Genomic DNA, 17,252 nt, shown 5'->3' on the forward strand with positions numbered 1-17,252 from the left:
AGAGAGTGTTATTATAAGTGTATTACTTCATCATAGGCATCGGCAACCGCTTCCATTACAGCTTCGCTCATGGTAGGGTGTGGGTGCACTGCTTTCAGTATTTCATGTCCTGTAGTCTCCAATTTTCTTGCGACTACGGCTTCAGCGATCATATCTGTTACACCGGAGCCGATCATATGGCATCCAAGCCATTCGCCATATTTAGCATCGAAAATAACTTTTACGAACCCGTCGGAAGCACCTGAAGCTTTTGCTTTGCCACTGGCAGAAAAAGGAAACTTCCCAATTTTTATATCAAGCCCTTTTTCTTTGGCTTGTTTTTCTGTTAAACCAACCGATGCAATCTCTGGGGTACAATACGTACAACCGGGAATATTGCCATAATCTAAAGGCTCTACGTGCATTCCGGCTATTTTTTCTACACACAGAATTCCTTCTGCAGAGGCTACGTGTGCCAGAGCTTGCCCTGGTGTTACGTCTCCGATGGCATAATAGCCAGGTATGTTTGTTTGGTAATAATCATTTACCAAAATCTTATCTCTATCGGTGGCTATGCCGACAGACTCAAGACCTATGTTTTCGATATTTGTTTTAATACCAACGGCAGAAAGTACAATGTCGGCTTCCAAGACTTTTTCGCCTTTGGCTGTTTTTACAGTAGCTTTTACCCCGTCACCTGAAGTATCTACAGAAGTGACTTCGGCAGAAGTCATTATTTTTACCCCGGCTTTCTTAAAGCTACGTTCCAATTGTTTAGAAACATCTTCGTCTTCTACCGGTACAATGTTCGGTAAGTATTCAACAACGGTAACCTCGGTCCCCATGGCATTATAGAAATAGGCAAATTCAATACCTATGGCACCACTGCCCACAACGATCATTTTCTTTGGTTGTTGGGCCAATGTCATAGCCTCTCTATAGCCGATTATTTTTTTGCCGTCTTGAGGTAAACTTGGTAATTCTCTACTTCTAGCTCCTGTGGCAATTATTATATGTTGTCCGCTGTATTCTGTTTCTGAGCCATCTTCCGCCTTAACAGATACTTTTTTTCCAGGCTTTAATGTTCCGTAGCCTTTAATGACCTCGATTTTATTCTTTTTCATCAGAAATTGAACACCTTTGCTCATACCATCGGCAACGTTTCTACTTCTTTTAACTACAGAATCAAAATCTTTGTCGATACCTTCGGCCTTTAGACCATAATCTTCGGCATGTTTTAGGTATTCGAATACCTGAGCGGACTTTAATAACGCCTTGGTAGGTATACATCCCCAATTTAGACAAACACCGCCTAAATTTTCTTTTTCAATTATGGCAGTTTTAAAGCCTAGTTGAGAGGCTCTGATAGCCGTAACATATCCTCCAGGTCCACTACCCAAAACAATAACGTCGAAAGTGCTCATATTTAATTCTTTTTGTAGTTGAAAATTGAGGTGCAAAAATACAAAACCAAATTGGAATTTGTTTCGGGTCTGATATAATTAAACATATCGATCTTGCTTCAATTGTGATATTTTACCATATAACATGGTAGTAATCAAATAGGTTGGGGGGATTGTAAAATTTTAGCGGCCAATATTTTGGCCGCTATTTATTGATTTGGATTTGTAAAAGTATGCGTAATAATTTTCTGATATTTATTGGTTGTCTGCCGCAACAAACTTTAATGCCACACCGTTGATACAATGCCGTTCTCCGGTAGGGGCGGGGCCATCGTCAAAAACATGGCCAAGATGCCCTCCACAAGTGGCACAATGCTCTTCGGTTCTTTTATAACCTATTTTATAATCTACGTCATAGGCAACATTACCTTCTATCTCTTTGTAAAAACTGGGCCAACCTGTACCTGAATCAAATTTGGTTTCACTCTTAAAAAGAGGTGTGTCACATGCGGCACATACATAGGTGCCCTTCTTTTTAATGTCCAAAAGGTTACTGGAAAACGGGGTTTCGGTCGCAGCCTTTCTTAAAACATAGTATTCGGCTTCTGTTAACTCGGCTTTCCACTCCGCTTCCGTTTTCTGAATCTTGAATTTCTTTGTGGTATCGTCAGCGGCAATTTCTTTTTCTTGCGATACTCCTTTACAATTGGTCAGTAAAAGTAAAAGGGTAATTAAAATCGATGTTCTCATATGTTGGGTTTTTTGGGTCGTTAGTCAATAAAATATCAATTAACTTTCAAAGTTGACTTGCTTATTTCAAATTTAACACATGGTATATTCTAAATTAGTGCATTAAACTTATTGAAGTAAAAAAAACTCCGCCACCTGGCGGAGTTCTTAATTTTATAATCGATATCCTAATCTAGGATTACTTTCTGAATTTCATTTTCAGAAATTCCCAAAGTACTCATTACACTGTTTATGTCCGAAGTGTCCAATTTGCCCGTTGCGGTTTCGGCAGGTACAACAGCGATTCTGAACACTTGGTTGTCGGTATCTCCTGGGAGTAAGGTGCCCATGTCAAAATCTGCCTCCATGAAAATATTCACGTCAAAAAAGGTGTAATCGTAATTATATTGAAGCAAACCTTGGTCTAAGATTCTTGTCTGTGGCATTAGCCTCCATATATCTACGGGGTCTCCGTTGCCGTCCTCGGTCACGTCCCACAAAAGATATACAAGAACCACATCGGTCTCAAATACTTCGATAGTTTGTGGAAATTCGTAAAACAGGGAATAATCGTTTTCTGCCGAGAAAGTTCCTTGTATGTCTACTACTTGGCCTAAAATGTTTACACCGTCTTGTCCATCTAGGCCATCATAGCCCGGAGGTCCTTGTGGGCCTTCACAAGAAAAGAACAGGGTTGCAAAAAGACAGCTAAAAAGAAGAGTTATTTTTTTCATAGTTGCTTGTTTTTTTTGGTTTATCATAATTTAATTCATGGTGTTTCAAAAAGCGTTCCAATTTTAGTATTTTAGAAATTATATCTAAAATTTTAAATGTATGGACCAAGTATAATGGTCAAAAGAACGGTGTTATTTTAAAGTTGATTAGATTTACCATAAAACTACAATAAATATGTCCAAAGTAATTCCACATTCGCTTTTTACGGATTTTGATATCAATCTATTTAAGGGTGGTAAGCATTATCGTTTGTACGAAAAGTTAGGTTCCCATGTAATGGAGGTGGATGGAAAAAAAGGAACATACTTTGCTGTTTGGGCACCTTCTGCCAAATCTGTTTCCGTTGTTGGGGACTTTAATGGTTGGAATGCCAATGAACATAAATTACACGTACGCTGGGATTCTAGTGGAATATGGGAAGGTTTTGTACCAAATATAGGCCATGGGGACATATACAAGTATAAAATACAATCCAATAATAATGATATATGGACAGAAAAGGCCGATCCTTTTGCTAGGTTGTGCGAACACCCACCAAAGACCGCTTCTGTAATTCACCAAGCTGAATACGAATGGAAAGACGGGGCATGGATGGGGTACAGAAAGGATAAAAATGGCTTAGACCGACCTTATTCTGTGTATGAAGTGCATTTGGGTTCGTGGAAAAGAAAACAGGACAATAGCTTTTTAAGTTACACCGAACTTGCCAAAGAACTGGTATCCTATGTAAAGGATATGGGATATACCCATGTTGAGTTTATGCCGGTGATGGAGTACCCTTATGATCCTTCTTGGGGCTATCAGTTAACCGGATATTTTGCACCTACAGCACGTTTTGGTACCCCTGAGGAATTTAAACTTTTGGTAGATACGTTTCATCAAAATGATATTGGGGTCATTCTAGATTGGGTACCCTCACATTTTCCGGAAGATGCCCATGGGCTTGGTTTTTTTGATGGATCCCATTTATATGAACATCCAGATCGTAGAAAAGGCTATCATCCTGATTGGAAAAGCTTAATATTTAATTACGGACGTAACGAGGTACGGGCATTTTTGATCAGTAATGCGATATTTTGGTTAGAGCAATTTCATGTAGACGGGTTGCGGGTAGATGCCGTAGCTTCTATGCTATATTTGGATTATTCTAGGGAAGACGGTGAATGGGAGCCTAATATTTATGGCAATAACGAGCACTTAGAAGCTATTTCGTTCATTAGGGAACTAAATCAGGAGATATATGCAAGTTTTGAAGGGGTACAGACCATTGCCGAAGAGTCTACGGCATTTGCAGGAGTATCGAAACCTGTGGACCTTGGGGGCTTGGGTTTTGGTATGAAGTGGATGATGGGGTGGATGCACGATACCTTGGAGTACTTTAAAAAAGAACCGATATATAGAAAACACCATCAGAACGATCTTACTTTTAGTATGACCTATGCCTTTACTGAAAATTTTATGCTCCCGTTCTCACATGATGAAGTGGTCTATGGTAAACAATCGTTGGTATATAGAATGCCGGGCGACGAGTGGCAAAGGTTTGCCAATTTAAGATTGCTGTTCGGTTATATGTTTACACACCCAGGCACCAATCTTATGTTCATGGGCGGAGAGTTTGGCCAAACCGCCGAATGGAATTTTCAAAAGAGCCTAGATTGGCATTTGTTGAACTATGGGGTACACTCGGGAGTACAACAATTTATAAAGGACCTGAATAAAACCTATAAAAATTCACCGGCGTTATATGAAAAGCAGTTTAGTCCCGAAGGTTTTCAATGGATAGACTATGGCGACCATGAGAACTCTGTACTTACCTACGTAAGAAAAGGGCACGATGCTAAGAATGATTTGATAATAGCCTGTAATTTTACTCCCGTAGTTCGAGAAAATTATCGAATAGGAATGCCTAAAAAAGGGAAGTTAAAAGAAATTCTGAATAGTGATGCCACTAAATATGGAGGGTCTGGGTTGCAGAACCATGATATTAAAACAGCTTCGGTAGCATGGCACGGATACCCAAAGTCCATAGAAATAACAATTCCACCATTGGGCATGGTTATTTTAAAGTAGGGCAGAATAGAAATATTTAGGTAGCATACAATTGCACTGTTAATATTTCGTTTTTAAAGGTTATTGTTCTTCTTTTGCGCATATCAAAATTCTAAAGTTATGATTACAAATACGGAATTAGAATATAAGGGTAATCTTTACCCCAATCATATAGTCGATTTTTATCAAGATAACGACAAATTATATTTTACTACCGAGAATGGGGTCATACTTCAGATTACTATTTTAAGGGGAAGTGTCATACGGTTTAGGTATGCCACCAATCATATTTTTGAGCCTGACTTTTCTTATGCCATAGACCCCGATGCTACTTTGGGCTATAGCACCTTGGAGGTTGTTGAGAATGATACCGATTACGTAATAACAACGGCCAGGGTTAGTATCTTGGTAGATAAAAGTACCCTACGAACACAAATTTCAGATCTAGAAGGTGATATTATAAATGAAGATGAGCTCGGTTTTCACTGGGAGGAAAACTATGAATATGGTGGTAACACTGTTAAAATGAGTAAAATTACCCAAACAGGCGAAAGTTTTTTTGGAATGGGCGATAAAGCCGTTCATAGTAATTTAAAGGGGAAACGTGTTGAGAATTGGGTAATGGACCAATATGCCTATGGTAAAGATCAAGATCCGTTGTATAAAGCAATTCCTTTTTATATTGGGTTGAACAAGGGTAAGGCCTATGGAATTTTCTTTGACAATAGTTTTAGAACACATTTCGATTTTGCCCACGAAAAAAGAAATACGACCAGTTTTTGGGCCGATGGGGGCGAAATGAACTATTATTTCTGTTACGGGCCAAGTATGTCAAATGTAGTGTCGGCCTATTCTAATTTAACGGGCACGCCAGAACTACCTCCATTATGGGCGTTGGGATTCCATCAATCCAAATGGAGTTATTACCCTGAGAGCAACGTAAAAGAAATTACCAGACAGTTTAGAGAACTACGTATTCCGTGCGATGCCATTTATTTGGACATAGATTACATGGATGGTTTTAGGTGCTTTACATGGGATAAAAATCATTTCCCCGATCCCAAAAGAATGGTGCGAGAGCTAGAGGAAGAAGGGTTTAAGACGGTAGTGATGATCGATCCCGGAATTAAGATAGATCGCGATTATTGGGTATATAGGGAGGCCTTGGAAAACGATTATTTCTGTAAACGTGGCGATGGTCCGTTAATGCAGGGCAAAGTATGGCCTGGAGAATGTAATTTTCCAGATTTTACCAATCCTAAAGTACGGGAATGGTGGGCCGAGTTGTACAAAGAGTTTATGTCAGATATAGGGGTACATGCCGTTTGGAACGATATGAACGAGCCCGCGGTAATGGAGGTGCCCAGCAAGACAGCTCCTTTGGATACCAGACATGATTACGATGGCCACCCCTGTACACATAGAAAGGCACACAATGTTTATGGAATGCAGATGGTGCGTGCTACGTATGAAGGGGTAAAAAAATATGTATATCCTAAAAGACCCTTTGTTATTACCAGGGCGGCATTTTCAGGAACACAAAGATATTCTTCCACCTGGACCGGTGATAATGTGGCCACATGGGAACACCTGTGGATCGCAAATGTTCAAATGCAACGCATGTGCATGAGCGGTTATTCCTTTGTTGGGTCAGATATAGGGGGCTTTGCCGAACAGCCTAATGGCGAGTTGTTCTTAAGATGGGTTCAATTGGGTATATTTCATCCATTTTGTAGGGTACACTCCAGCGGAGATCATGGTGATCAAGAACCATGGTCGTTTGGCTCGGAAATTACAGATATCGTACGAAAGTTTATAGAGATCAGATATCAATTGTTGCCATATCTATATACTATGTTCTATAAATACAGTAAAGAGCATGTGCCCATGTTAAAACCGTTGGTGTTTTTTGATCAAGAAGATACCCAAACACATTTTAGAACCGACGAGTTTATATTCGGAGACCAAATTTTGGTATGTCCGATTCAAGAGCCTAATGCTCAAGGAAGAAGAATGTACTTTCCAAAAGGAAGATGGTACGATTTTTGGAAAGATGATTTACTGGATGGGGGAAAAGAGCGTTGGATACCGGCAGATATAGAAACAATTCCGGTTTATGTAATGGAAGGGGCCATTATACCTAAATATCCTGTTCAACAGTATGTGGGCGAACTTGATATAAACGAACTCGTTTTGGAAACCTATTTTAAGATAGGGACAGAAACTTCGATGGTGTATGAAGATGCCCAAGACGGTTACGATTATAGAAAAGGGCGGTACTCGCTACGTAATTTTAAATTGACGGGAAAAGACAGTTCGTTGACCATTCAGCAATTTAAGGACGGGAGTTTTGTAACGCAATATGAAACATTGAAATTTAACTTTCATGGATTGCCTTTTGAGGTCGGAAAAATTCAGATAGACAATGAAGAGGTGCCTATGGAATCGGTCTTGTCAGAAGGGGGCAATGCTTTGCATATTGACAAAAATTTTACGCTTTTGCATCTAATGGCAAAATAATATTTTCGTATTTTTCAGCCCTTTTTAAACACAATAACCATGAGAAAATCACTTTTAGTACTAGGTCTTTTGCTGGCCGTTTCGGCTTGCAAGGTCAACCCTTTTACAGGGCAAAAAACATTGAATTTTTATCCTAATAGTCAGATATTTCCAACAGCGTTTGCCCAATACGATCAATTTTTGGGTGAGAACAAGGTAATAACCGGTACCAGTGAAGCCCATATGATTACTAGGGTGGGGCAACGTATATCGGCCGCTGCCGAACGTTGGTTGTCCGCAAATGGCTATCCAGGGTATTTAAACGATTATAAATGGGAGTACAATCTTGTTGAAGATGAAACTGTCAATGCATGGTGTATGCCAGGCGGTAAAATTGTATTCTATACCGGTATATTGCCAATAACGCAGACCGAGACTGGTGTTGCCGTTGTAATGGGGCACGAAGTTGCCCATGCGCTGGCCGATCATGGAGCACAGCGGATGAGTGCGGGTACCTTACAACAAATAGGTGCTGTTGCGGGTAATGTGGCAATAAAAGACGACAAGGCATTAAATCTATTTAATCAGGCATATGGCGTTGGGTCTCAGTATTTGGGCATGCTTCCTTTTAATAGAAGCCAAGAGACCGAAGCAGATCGTATTGGATTGCAGATTATGGCTATAGCAGGATACGATCCCTACGAGGCAGCTGAATTATGGAAAAGAATGAAGGCCAATAGTGGGGGCGAGGCTCCACCAGAGTTTATGAGTACGCATCCATCTAACGATACAAGAATAAACAACCTTACGGTTTGGGCGCCCGAAGCAGCGGCCGAAGCTGCCAAATTTGGTGTTACGAGTTTTAAATAAACAAACCTTTATTGTATATTGAGGCCGTTCTAAAAGAACGGCTTTATTATATATTAGAATGTCCAAAGCATTAGTATTAAAAGGGAGTAAAAAATTATTGAACGCTTGGGCTTTCTACGATTGGGCCAATTCTGTTTACAGCCTGGTTATTTCTTCAGCCGTTTTTCCTATATTTTACGGAGCTTTGTTTCGTGTTGCCGAGATAGAAAAGGTAACCGTGTTCGGAGGTGAGATAGCACGGGCTCCACTGATAAGTTATACTACTTCCCTTGCTTTTATATTTATCGCCCTTATTACCCCGTTGATTTCTGGGGTAGCTGATTACCTGGGGAACAAAAAGATTTTCATGAAGTTTTTTTGCTATCTGGGCGGTCTTTCCTGTATGGGTCTATATTGGTTCTCGTTAGAAAATATTTACATTGGTTTGTTGTGTTACTTTATGGGCCTAGTGGGTTTTTGGGTAAGTTTTGCCATTAATAATTCGTATTTGCCCGATGTGGCCTTTCCCGAACAACAAGATGCAATCAGTGCAAAAGGTTTTTCGTTGGGCTATGTAGGAAGTGTTTTATTGCTCATCGTTAACCTTGCCATGATTATGAACCCAAGTCTTTTTGGCATAATTACCGATGTCAATGGTATTGCCGAGGTCAAGGCCATGAAATACTCCTTTGTGTCGGTAGGTATTTGGTGGATCGTTTTTGCCCAATACAGTTTTTATTATTTGCCGGAAGGAAACAAAAGGGAGGGAAACCGCACCCATATAATTTTAAACGGTTTTAAAGAGTTGAGGTTGGTATGGCATCAATTGGGTGATCAAATTCGTTTAAAACGTTATTTGGGAGCGTTTTTCGTATACAGCATGGCGGTACAGACCGTAATGTTGATAGCTACTTATTTTGGGGAAGAGGAAATTAATTGGGGAGCCGATTCTGAACGTACAACAGGCCTTATCGTTAGTATTTTGGTAATTCAGATAGTGGCGATTTTGGGAGCCTCCGTGACGGCATGGGCATCAAAAAAAATTGGTAACATTATAACCTTGGTGTTTGTAAACGGGCTGTGGGTCTCTATATGTATTTATGCTTATTTTGTAATTACCCCTATTGATTTTTATATCGCGGCCGGGTGCGTTGGCCTTGTTATGGGAGGTATACAGGCATTGTCGCGATCCACGTATTCTAAGTTTATACCACCCACCAAAGACACCGCCTCTTTTTTTAGTTTTTATGATGTGGCAGAAAAAATAGGCATTGTCATAGGTACATTTTTGTATGGGTTTATAGCACAGTATACGGGTAGTATGAGAAATGCCATCATCTTCTTGGGAATATTTTTCTTAGCGGGTATGCTTATGCTCTTTAGGGTTAAAAAATAAAAAGCCCCTTACGGATAAGAGGCTTTACAGTTGTTGATTGTTCGTTGTTTTGATTTAACCTTTTGAAATATCTCCAGATCCCGAAGTTTTAGTGTCCAATTTTGAGGGATTGCCCCTGTATGTAATGTCTCCAGAACCGGAAACCCTAGCTTTTAGTGTCTTATTGGCAGTTACCTTTATGTCCGCAGAACCCGATACGGTGGCATTTACATTGTCGGCCTCTAAATCAAATGCCTTTATATCTCCACTACCTGAGATAGTTGCTTCAAAATCTTCGGTGTTGCCGCTTAGCGTAATATCTCCAGAACCCGACATGCTTGCGCTTAAATATTGTGTGTCAACTTTTAACGTAATGTCCCCAGATCCGGACATGGCTGTTTTTAGGCTATTGCCTTTAATGGTGGTTTTACCTACAATATCTCCAGAACCGGATAGAGCGATAGCATCTACACTTTCTATCGGAACGGTAATACGTATGCCATTGTTCCAATTGGATGGTTTAAGATTGACACCCTTTTTGGTTTTAATGACCAACTTGTCGTCTTTTACCTCGGTGATAATGTATTCCAAAAGATTTGATTCCCCTTCTAGGGTTATATTACCTTCGTTGCCATCTACCAGGTCTACGTCAAAAAAACCCGAAACCGCTATGGCATCGTAATCTTCGGTGGATCTATCGATCGTAACTTTTTCCCCGTTTCCTTTTATCGATTTTCCCCATTGTCCGGCACATGATACCGTAATTGTAAATACAAATAATAGTGTTGTGACTTTTTTCATTTTATATTGATTTTATGCTGAAAGGCATTCAGCTTTTGATTGATATTAATTTTTGGTGAAACTTATGCCTCCATAGTCGCTGTTTAGCGTAACCCTATTTCCACTTCCTGTGCTTCCATAGTATCCTTCGTAGCGTTTAGAGGAGGATTTTTCTATACTTATATTTATTTCAAAATCATCTTTTCCACTTACTCCCGCATAGCTGGTGGTAATATCAAAATCGAAATGATAATTAGGGTTGTATCCGATTTTGACGCCGGTATAATCGGTTCTGATAGAAACATTTCCTGCATCTTCTGCCAATTCGTTTATCCGTATAGATCCATAATCGGAAACAATGTCCACATTACCGTGTATTGTGCCCATTTTCACCGTAATGTAATCTCCGTTCCCTTTTACATTGTTTGCTTCTTCTACTTCCATTTTGCCATAGTCACTAGTGTACTCCAGGTTCCCCATTTTTCCCACTCGGGCATTGGTATAATCAGAGTTTATGATTAGGTTTCCTGCTTTTTCTATGGTAAAACCAGAATAGTCTGCCCTGATTTCTCCACTATTTATGTAAGCAATACTGGAATTGGAGGTATAATCGAAATTTAATTGATTGTTACGGCCTCTTAGTTCGCCAATTTCTAATCTGCCATAATCGCAACTTATTTTTGCGTGCCCATCTATGCGGTCCAAGATAATGTTGCCATAGTCATTGTCTAGATTTATACTGTTCTTAACGGGTAGTTTAATGGTGTAGTTGATCTGCATGTTTACATTATTGTTGTTGCCCCAGTTCCAGCCCCAGCCACTTTTTCTGTTGTTGAAGATGGTTTCGGCGGAAACCATGCTTTTGCTGGCTTCGAACGATACTGAAATATCGTCTAGTTTTTGTTGTACCTTTTCTTCGTTGTTGCCATTGGTCTTTATATGTACCTCTATCATTACTCTATTTTCGTTCCATGAGGTAATGGTAAGATTCCCATAATTGTTGTTTACTTTTAAAAGGGCATCCGAATTTACATCAAACTCTTTTTTGATCGTTTTTTCTTTGGTGTACTTGCCGCGAAGCTTGCCGTCGTGGGCCAAGATCAATCCCGGACTTAGTAATAGGATCAGTAGGCTATATTTAAATAGTAAAGTTTTCATCATTATAATTCTTTAGATTCTTAATTGTTTCGATTTGACCCAAAACATCATTTAATAAATCAATTCTTGTTTGAAAGTTGGTGATCATTGCACTTAAGATCAATTTACTGTTACCACCATTTATCAGTTCTTTTTCTAAATTTTGATAGTCTGTCTCCAATGTTTTCAACTGTACCATGGTATCGGAAATGATTTTTTTTGTTTCCGGGGTCTCTTCGGCTTCCAGTTCCTTAACCTGTTCTTCTATTAAGCTTGCAAAATAGAATTGACTTTGGGCAACTTCGGGCGAAATCTGCGCTACTTGGTTTTCAAGGCTCGTATTTTTGTTCAGTTGGCCATATGCCAAACCAAGAAGTATGGTTATCGAAGCTGCAATGGACAATGGTTTCCAAAACCAAGATTTTTTCTTTGTTACGGTATTGGCCATTTCTCCTGTGCCGTTCAATTTTTCTATAAATCGCATTTGATGACCTTCGGCAGGTTCTTCCGTATCAAAGGCACCTTGCATGTTTTTAAATAGTTCTTCTAAATTGTCCTTTTCCATCAATTAGCTGTTAACAATTGTTTTCTTAAACTTTCTTTTGCCCTAGAGATCGTAGTTCTGCAATTGGCATAACTCATATTCATTATAGCACATATTTCTTCATAGTCGTATCCTTCTATTAAATGTAAGGTCAAAGAAATTCTGTAATTATCTTTTAAGCGTTTCATGGTTTCCATCACTTTTTGAGCCTTTTGTTCCGTAAACACATGATCCGAAGTAATTTCATCATTATCTTCGACCTTGTACATTATATCATTTAGGGCAACTTCGTTTTTTTTCTGTTGCTTTTTGTAATGATAAATACTGTTGTTTATTACAATTCGCTTAAGCCAGGCGCCAAAAGTTACTTCACCTTTGAACGTATGCAGTTTCGTAAACGCGTTTAAAAACGATTCTTGCATAATGTCTTCGGCTTCCGCACTATCTTTTACAATACGCAAAGCCGTGTTGTACATAGCTTTGTAGTACCTATTGTAAACCTCTAGTTGCGCACTTTGCTTACCTTCCATGCACGATTGCAATAATGCATCAATATGTACTTTTCTTTGGCTCAAAAAAGTGATTGGTTTGTCTTATAGATGATTCAATTTACGCTTTGTTACAGTTTGGGAGAAAAGATTTTATAAATTCAGCTAATAATTACACGGAAATCAATCTGAACAGTAAAACAAAAGGGAGGTGACGGAAAAAGAAAAAATGTTAAGAGGTGAGTATTACAACTCTAGGGATACGGAGTTGTTGGCAATGTATCATAATGCCAGAAGGTTGTTAAAGGAGTACAATAATCTAGATTCTGATCAGGGCGAAGAAAGAGAAAGAATACTGTCGGATCTTTTTGGTAAGAAAGGTTCTGGTGTATGGGTGGAAATTCCTTTTTTCTGTGATTATGGTACAAATATCCATATAGGGGAAAACACCTTTGTGAATACCAATTGTATGTTTTTGGACAATAATAGAATAACTATTGGCAAAAATGGACTTATTGCGCCTTATGTACAGATATATACGGCATCGCATCCATTAAAGGCATCAGAAAGAATAGTGGAAAAGGACGGTGGGTCGGCTTATTTGACCTCTAGCAAACCTGTTGTTATAGGTGATAATGTTTGGATCGGTGGCAATGCGATTATTTGTCCGGGTGTTACCATAGGCGATAATGTTACCATAGGGTCAGGTAGTGTGGTGGTCAAAGATCTGCCGGACAATGTGCTCGCCATGGGAAACCCATGTAAAGTGGTTCGTAATATATAAAGGTAATAGAGTTGTGTTGTTATAGCAAAGCCAAGTAGTTTGTATGAAAGAAAGAGAAAAATAACTATTTAAGGCCGTTTTTAATGAATGGCACAAGAATTGAAATAATCATGTAGAGGTAAGGTGATAAATCTTGCTTAACCCTGTAGACAAGGTCTTTCTAGGGTTTTTTAATATTTAACAATTAAATGTTTCTGTTAGTTTAATGACAGAATGACCGATATATGAGTATGGGAGATTCTAAATTTTCAAATTTTGACAATATGTCCTTACAAGGAATTGATGAGGAGTCCGAGTTAATACCGTTACTTACGGCAGAAGACGAGGAGCAAATGAACAGTGAGCAGTTGCCAGAGACCCTGCCAATTTTGCCTTTAAGGAATACTGTATTGTTTCCGGGGGTTGTAATACCTATCACAGCCGGAAGGGATAAGTCTATTCAATTGATAAAGGATGCCAATAATGGCAGTAAGGTAATCGGAGTAGTTTCTCAAAAAGATGAGCAAACCGAGAATCCTGATGTAAACGATATAAATACCTTGGGTACGGTGGCCAGAATTTTAAGGGTATTACAAATGCCCGATGGTAATACTACGGTGATCATTCAAGGTAAAAAACGATTTGAAATCGCCGAGGTGCTTACCAAAAAACCGTATTTGACGGCAACGATCCGTGAGACGGAAGAGGTTAGGCCCGACAGGAACAATAAGGAGTTTTTGGCCATAATAGAGTCTATCAAGGATTTATCTTTAAAAATAATCAAAGACAATCCGAATATACCGAGCGAGGCGTCTTTCGCCATCAAGAATATTCAGAGCGATTCTTTCTTGATCAACTTTGTTTCTTCGAACCTAAACCTTGGGGTAAAAGAAAAACAGGCACTTTTAGAAATTGGCGATCTGCAAGAAAGAGCCTTGGCTACATTAAAGTATATGAACGTGGAGCTTCAAAAGCTGGAGCTCAAGAACGATATACAGTCAAAGGTAAGAAGTGACCTGGACCAGCAACAGCGAGAGTATTTTCTTCATCAGCAAATGAAGACCATACAAGAAGAGTTGGGCGGTGTTTCCTACGATGAGGAGTTTGAGGAAATGCGAGAAAGAGCCAAAAAGAAAAAATGGGGTAAAAAGGTCAAGGAGCATTTTGATAAGGAGCTTGCGAAAATGCAGCGCATGAACCCTCAAGTAGCCGAGTATTCTATACAAAGAAACTATTTGGACCTATTGCTAGACCTGCCTTGGAACGAATATTCCAAAGATAAGTTCGATTTAAAAAGAGCGCAACGCATTCTAGACCGTGATCATTATGGTCTAGAGGACGTTAAGCAGCGAATAATAGAATATTTAGCCGTTCTAAAATTAAGAAATGACATGAAATCGCCTATTTTGTGTTTGTACGGACCTCCAGGGGTTGGTAAGACTTCTTTGGGTAAATCCATTGCAGAGGCCTTGGGTAGAGAGTATGTACGTATGTCTTTAGGTGGTCTGCGGGACGAAGCCGAAATTCGTGGTCATAGAAAAACATATATAGGGGCCATGCCGGGTAGAATTATTCAAAGCATCAAGAAAGCCGGTACCTCTAATCCTGTTTTTATTTTGGATGAGATAGACAAGTTGTCAAACAGTAGCCAAGGCGATCCATCTTCTGCAATGTTAGAGGTATTGGATCCAGAGCAGAACAACGATTTCTACGATAACTTTTTAGAAATGGGCTATGACCTTTCTAAGGTAATGTTCGTGGCTACCGCCAATAATTTGGGAGACATTCAGCCAGCATTGAGGGATCGTATGGAAATTATAAATGTAAATGGTTATACGATCGAAGAAAAAGTGGAGATAGCCAAAAAGCATTTGTTGCCAAAGCAATTGGCGGAACACGGTTTGGATGCTTCGCATTTAAAGATTGGTAAACCGCAGTTAGAGAAAATTGTCGAAGGCTATACGAGAGAATCCGGTGTTCGTTCTTTGGAGAAACAAATTGCAAAGATGGTGCGTTATGCGGCCAAATCCATTGCGACCGAAGAAGATTATGACGTTAAGGTCAGCAACGAAGATATTATTAAGGTACTGGGGCCACCAAAAATGGAACGTACCAAATATGAAAACAATGAAGTTGCCGGCGTGGTAACCGGTTTGGCCTGGACCAGTGTTGGGGGAGACATTTTATTTATAGAGTCTATACTGTCAAAAGGAAAAGGTAATTTGAGTATTACCGGAAACTTGGGCAAGGTGATGAAAGAGTCTGCCACGATTGCAATGGAGTATATAAAATCGAATGCCGAAAGATTTGGGATCGATCCAGAGGTTTTTGACAAGTATAATGTGCATATTCACGTGCCCGAGGGGGCAACGCCGAAAGATGGTCCGAGTGCAGGTATAACCATGTTAACATCTTTGGTGTCATTGTTTACCCAAAAGAGGGTAAAGAAAAGTTTGGCCATGACTGGGGAAATTACCTTAAGGGGCAAAGTGTTGCCCGTAGGTGGTATTAAAGAGAAGATTTTGGCGGCCAAAAGGGCAAGGATTAAAGAAATTATCCTATGTGCCGATAATGAAAGGGATATTAAGGAGATTAAAGAATCATATTTAAAAGGCCTTACCTTTCATTATGTAAAAGAAATGTACGAGGTGATAGATATTGCCTTGACCGATCAAGATGTTAAGAATGCAAAGAAGCTATAACAATGGTTTTCTTGTTACCTTTATAATATGAAAAAGATTACTATAGCGATCGACGGATTTTCGTCTACCGGAAAAAGTACTTTGGCCAAGCAATTGGCCAAAGAGCTTGAATATATTTATGTAGATACAGGCGCTATGTACAGGGCGGTTACGTTGTATGCTATGGAAAATGGTATGGTCACCGAAAAGGGCATAGATAAAGAAGCGTTGATTGCGGCACTCGATGATATAGAACTAAAATTTGTTTTTAATCCGAATGTTGGTTTTGCCGAAATGTATTTGAACGGTAAAAATGTGGAAAAACAGATAAGAAGTTTAGAGGTGTCCAGAAATGTTTCTCCTATCTCGGAAGTGAGAGAGGTGCGGTCCAAGTTGGTTGCCCTTCAGCAAGAAATGGGAAAGGAGAAAGGTATTGTTATGGACGGTAGGGATATCGGAACGGTAGTTTTTCCAGATGCCGAGCTTAAGGTTTTTATGACGGCTTCTCCTGAAAAAAGAGCAGTGCGCAGGTATAAGGAACTGTTGGATAGGGGAGAGGATGTTAACTATGAAGACATTCTTGAGAATGTACAAAAAAGGGACTATATAGACTCTCATAGAGAGGTTTCTCCGCTTACCAAGGCAAAAGATGCTATAGAATTTGACAATAGTGATCTTGGGTTGGTGCAACAATTTGAAAGAATATATGAGCATGCCCTAAGGATCATTAATAACTAGATAAAAAAAACCGTTAGTTAGACTAACGGTTTTTTTTATGCTTTAAGACTGTCTTATAATTTTGGTATTACCAATACCTGATCAGGATGAATAACATCCGGATTGCTCAATATATTGGTGTTCGCAGAAAATATTTCTTTGTACTTCATAGGGTCGCCATAGTAATGTTTGGCTATTTTACTTAGAGACTCGCCGCTTTTTACGGTGTGTCTGTGATAAACAGAATCATCGCTTACCGTAATATTGGCCTTTATATCAGAAGGATGCTCTCCTCCAATTTCCTTTATTTTGTCCCATAAGATATCTTTTTCATACGGGGTATTGGCTTCGCCTTTTACTTTTAGGGTATTGCCCTCTACGGTAACATTACCGTCTTTGATGCCTAATTTTTCACCAAGATCCAATACCGGTTGATATTTCGCTTTTACGCTCATGATAAATTTAATTTAATGGTTAATATTTGAGTCCGTAAGGTAACAATAATTGGTCTATTTTGGGGCAAA

At 39.4% G+C, this 17,252-nt stretch carries 15 protein-coding genes; 7 read left to right on the forward strand and 8 right to left on the reverse strand.

The genetic code is table 11. From position 1 onward, the window contains the following. Positions 1 to 11 precede the first annotated feature (11 nt). The 3 genes from lpdA to AB657_RS00955 all read right to left on the reverse strand — a co-directional run bounded on the left by lpdA (position 12) and on the right by AB657_RS00955 (position 2,845). The gene (gene lpdA, locus AB657_RS00945; protein WP_047244792.1) at positions 12 to 1,403 is read right to left on the reverse strand and encodes a dihydrolipoyl dehydrogenase; all 1,392 of its coding nucleotides are present in this window, start codon (positions 1,401 to 1,403) and stop codon (positions 12 to 14) included. Between the two features lie 234 nt (positions 1,404 to 1,637). Then, entirely contained in the window at positions 1,638 to 2,132 is a 495-nt protein-coding gene (gene msrB, locus AB657_RS00950; RefSeq protein ID WP_047244793.1) for a peptide-methionine (R)-S-oxide reductase MsrB, read from the reverse strand. A 167-nt stretch (positions 2,133 to 2,299) separates the two neighbouring features. Further along, positions 2,300 to 2,845 (reverse strand): hypothetical protein, encoded by a 546-nt coding sequence (locus tag AB657_RS00955; RefSeq protein WP_047247708.1) that lies wholly within the window; start codon positions 2,843 to 2,845, stop codon positions 2,300 to 2,302. A 175-nt stretch (positions 2,846 to 3,020) separates the two neighbouring features. Between AB657_RS00955 and glgB the strand changes: the two genes are divergently transcribed. The 4 genes from glgB to AB657_RS00975 all read left to right on the forward strand — a co-directional run bounded on the left by glgB (position 3,021) and on the right by AB657_RS00975 (position 9,639). Then, a complete protein-coding gene (gene glgB / locus AB657_RS00960) occupies positions 3,021 to 4,916 on the forward strand; it encodes a 1,4-alpha-glucan branching protein GlgB (protein ID WP_047244794.1) in 1,896 nt (631 codons plus the stop codon). Between the two features lie 99 nt (positions 4,917 to 5,015). Beyond that, positions 5,016 to 7,415: a glycoside hydrolase family 31 protein gene (locus AB657_RS00965; RefSeq protein ID WP_047244795.1), complete on the forward strand. Its 2,400-nt coding sequence runs from the start codon at positions 5,016 to 5,018 to the stop codon at positions 7,413 to 7,415. A gap of 39 nt (positions 7,416 to 7,454) precedes the next feature. Next, on the forward strand, positions 7,455 to 8,264 hold the full coding sequence (locus AB657_RS00970; RefSeq protein WP_047244796.1) for a M48 family metallopeptidase: 810 nt from the start codon (positions 7,455 to 7,457) through the stop codon (positions 8,262 to 8,264). A gap of 58 nt (positions 8,265 to 8,322) precedes the next feature. Next, positions 8,323 to 9,639, forward strand: coding sequence for an MFS transporter (locus tag AB657_RS00975; RefSeq protein WP_047244797.1), 1,317 nt, complete (start codon positions 8,323 to 8,325; stop codon positions 9,637 to 9,639). A gap of 54 nt (positions 9,640 to 9,693) precedes the next feature. Here AB657_RS00975 and AB657_RS00980 read toward each other — a convergent pair whose 3' ends face one another. Genes AB657_RS00980 through AB657_RS00995 form a run of 4 tightly spaced genes read right to left on the reverse strand, consistent with a single transcriptional unit; the run spans position 9,694 to position 12,654 of the window. After that, a complete protein-coding gene (locus AB657_RS00980; protein WP_047244798.1) occupies positions 9,694 to 10,419 on the reverse strand; it encodes a head GIN domain-containing protein in 726 nt (241 codons plus the stop codon). 45 nt (positions 10,420 to 10,464) lie between these two features. Further along, on the reverse strand, positions 10,465 to 11,556 hold the full coding sequence (locus AB657_RS00985; RefSeq protein WP_047244799.1) for a DUF4097 family beta strand repeat-containing protein: 1,092 nt from the start codon (positions 11,554 to 11,556) through the stop codon (positions 10,465 to 10,467). Further along, positions 11,537 to 12,100: a hypothetical protein gene (locus tag AB657_RS00990; RefSeq protein ID WP_047244800.1), complete on the reverse strand. Its 564-nt coding sequence runs from the start codon at positions 12,098 to 12,100 to the stop codon at positions 11,537 to 11,539. The genes AB657_RS00985 and AB657_RS00990 overlap by 20 nt, the downstream gene beginning before the upstream one ends. Then, positions 12,100 to 12,654, reverse strand: coding sequence for an RNA polymerase sigma factor (locus AB657_RS00995; protein WP_047244801.1), 555 nt, complete (start codon positions 12,652 to 12,654; stop codon positions 12,100 to 12,102). The genes AB657_RS00990 and AB657_RS00995 overlap by 1 nt, the downstream gene beginning before the upstream one ends. Before the next feature lie 124 nt (positions 12,655 to 12,778). Between AB657_RS00995 and AB657_RS01000 the strand changes: the two genes are divergently transcribed. The 3 genes from AB657_RS01000 (at position 12,779) to cmk (ending at position 16,749) form a co-directional block, all read left to right on the forward strand. Beyond that, positions 12,779 to 13,351: a sugar O-acetyltransferase gene (locus tag AB657_RS01000; protein WP_047244802.1), complete on the forward strand. Its 573-nt coding sequence runs from the start codon at positions 12,779 to 12,781 to the stop codon at positions 13,349 to 13,351. A gap of 230 nt (positions 13,352 to 13,581) precedes the next feature. Next, on the forward strand, positions 13,582 to 16,032 hold the full coding sequence (lon, locus tag AB657_RS01005) for an endopeptidase La (RefSeq protein ID WP_047247709.1): 2,451 nt from the start codon (positions 13,582 to 13,584) through the stop codon (positions 16,030 to 16,032). 27 nt (positions 16,033 to 16,059) lie between these two features. After that, entirely contained in the window at positions 16,060 to 16,749 is a 690-nt protein-coding gene (cmk, locus tag AB657_RS01010; RefSeq protein ID WP_047244803.1) for a (d)CMP kinase, read from the forward strand. A gap of 53 nt (positions 16,750 to 16,802) precedes the next feature. Here the strand turns inward: cmk and AB657_RS01015 are convergent, their stop codons facing one another. Further along, on the reverse strand, positions 16,803 to 17,183 hold the full coding sequence (locus tag AB657_RS01015) for a LysM peptidoglycan-binding domain-containing protein (RefSeq protein ID WP_047244804.1): 381 nt from the start codon (positions 17,181 to 17,183) through the stop codon (positions 16,803 to 16,805). Positions 17,184 to 17,252: the final 69 nt, after the last annotated feature.

Source organism: Maribacter thermophilus, from assembly GCF_001020565.1.
GTDB lineage: Bacteria > Bacteroidota > Bacteroidia > Flavobacteriales > Flavobacteriaceae > Maribacter > Maribacter thermophilus.